Annotated in this window: 3 protein-coding genes; 1 reads left to right on the top strand and 2 read right to left on the bottom strand. The window is 41.7% G+C overall.

Annotated elements, in window-relative coordinates:
- Nucleotides 1–401, bottom strand: a 401-nt coding sequence (locus AAF462_11585; GenBank protein ID MEM7009764.1) for a DUF4332 domain-containing protein, incomplete at its 3' end; no start/stop codon positions are given.
- Nucleotides 402–480: 79 nt separating this feature from the next.
- Nucleotides 481–1797 carry an APC family permease gene (locus AAF462_11590; protein MEM7009765.1) on the bottom strand — a complete coding sequence of 439 codons (1317 nt, stop codon included), beginning with the start codon at nucleotides 1795–1797 and terminating at the stop codon, nucleotides 481–483.
- A 196-nt stretch (nucleotides 1798–1993) separates the two neighbouring features.
- Here AAF462_11590 and AAF462_11595 point away from each other — a divergent pair.
- On the top strand, nucleotides 1994–2398 hold a 405-nt coding region (locus AAF462_11595), incomplete at its 3' end, for a hypothetical protein (GenBank protein ID MEM7009766.1).

Consider the following 2398-nt stretch of genomic DNA (forward strand, 5'->3'; position numbering starts at 1 on the left):
ACAACTCTTTTAAGTCTCTTGGCATGTCTAACCCAAGCTTTGACCATGCTAAGTCCTGGCAGCTGTCTAACAAGACTCTTTCTGCCTTTGGAGTTTGCTTTTTCCATTGCTGCTAAGAGGTTCTCAGGAACTCTTTTCCCAAGCTCAACCACTGTGTCAACGCCGCTTGCTTCGAGCAGATCCGCATACTGGGTGCCGACCCCTTTGATTCTAAATAGGTCTATGCGGTTTACCCACTCCAAAATAAGCTTTGCCGAAACCCCTGAATCTTTCGCAAGTTTATTGCGCCCCTTTCTTGTAGCTCCTGCTTTCAAAAGAGCCTCTGAGGTGGAGATTCCAGCTTTTTGAAGCTGTTTTTGATACTTCTTACCGATGCCTTCTACTTTCGTAAGACTTGCCATAATGTAGCCTCCTTGTTAGGTCCTTATAAATCAGACTAGTACAAATCGGCTTTAATGTAAATAAAATTTTTTGAATCACTTATCTTCCCATGTGTATTTTTCTCTTAGTAAATTTCCGGTAGACAATTTCGATTGCTATCGATATTGCTATCATGCCAAACAGTATAAGAAGCTGAGTGCGGGTAGTGGCAGTACTGTAGGTCTGCCAGCTTAGTGCCACGAGTGCGATAAAGCATGAAATGGCCGCAAGCATAGAAATCCAAGCTCTGCTGTTTGTTTCTTTTGCTAATTTATAGTTCGCCATATTCACAGCCATAAAAATCAACAAAAACCCCGCGCTGCCCATTGTGGCAATTGCATGAAGTGGGATGAAATTTGCGATTATTAAAGTGAGTACAGCGAAAATTATCATTCCCTCAAGAGGTTGCTGGCGAATGGGGCGCTCAAGCTCCTTTGGAAGCTCCCCTGATTTTGCAATTATATATGTGAGTCTGCCTGAGCCGTAAAATGTTGCATTTATAGCTGAGCTGGTAGCTAACAGCGCTGCCACTACAATCATGATAAATCCGAACTTGCCCAAGAAAGTGTTTGCTGCAACCGAAAGAGCATAGTCACTGGTCTTAGTGATCTCTTCAAAACTCATATGCCCTACAACAACTAGAGTAATAAGTATGTATAAGATGATTACAGTAATAACTCCTCCGTAGTAGGCGATAGGCAAAGCTCTTTTAGGATTAACTATGTCCTTTCCGGCATTTGCAATCAGTTCAAACCCCTCGTAGTTAAGGAATATGATCATAGCTCCTGATAGGATAGCAATTGGAGTAACGTACTCATTAGTTGAGAGTCTAGACCACTCAATTGGCGCAAAAAGTCCAAATATGACAAAGCCCAAAAGAATAATCATCTTAAGCGCATTAAATAGATTCTCTGAACGGATAGCCAGATCTGCTCCAAAGTAGTTAACGAGAGAAAGAAACACAATTATTCCTGTAATAAGGAAGTGCCTCCAAAAAATGTAATCTTCTTTTGGAAACAAGCTTGCTCCGTAACTCCCGAAGGCAAACGCATAAATCGCAAGCAGGACAACGTAGCTTAGGCAAAGAAGGATATTGAGCGAGCCTGTGGTTACTCCGGACCCGAAACCTCTATTTAAAAATTCAACAGTTCCGCCCTCGCTTGGATATCTAAGAGTAAGTTTTAGATATGAATAACTGGTAAGAAGAGCAACAATTCCAGCCACTATAAAGGCCACTGGGGCAGCGCCCCTAGTAAGCTCCACAGTAAGCCCTGTAACAGCAAATATTCCTCCGCCAACCATGCCTCCTATGCCTATAGATAAGGCCGAAAATGTCCCCACCTTGTTTTTACTCTCAGTACCACCGCTTTTGTTCAAGATTATGCTCCTAGGATTTAATAATATGAGTGTTGAATCTACTAGCTTTCATAATCATCATAACATTAAACAATCTTTAGTATATTTTTAGTTTAAATCTAAGCTAAAAAATTTGAAATAATGCCTATCTGGATATAAAATATTTGGGATAATAGGGATTATTATCTCTTAAGCAAAGGTTTTAAAGGGAGAAGTTATGGAAGTGCAGGTTAAACAAAAATCTATGGAAGAGATCATAGCTGGTCTGCCGGAATTAGTCCGTGATGAGCTCGACCTCTTTGAGCGCCAGATCCACGATTATCTCGACGGTAAGATTGGTGAGATCAAGTTTCAGAAAATAAGACTGCAACTAGGGGTCTATGCGCAGCGCCAAGCTGGGGTGCAAATGCACCGTATTAAGATACCGTTTGGAGGTCTGAACTCAGAACAGCTTATAAGATTGGCTGATTGCTCGGATAGATACGCAAGCAATTTCATTCACTTAACCACAAGGCAAGATGTACAGCTCTACTACATTGATCTTAAAGATGAGCCAAATATGATGCGTGAGCTTGCGGACGTGGGCATAACAACCCGTGAGGCCTGCGGTAACACAGTTAGA

Source organism: Thermodesulfobacteriota bacterium (assembly GCA_039028315.1).
GTDB lineage: Bacteria > Desulfobacterota_D > UBA1144 > Nemesobacterales > UBA2774 > CR02bin9.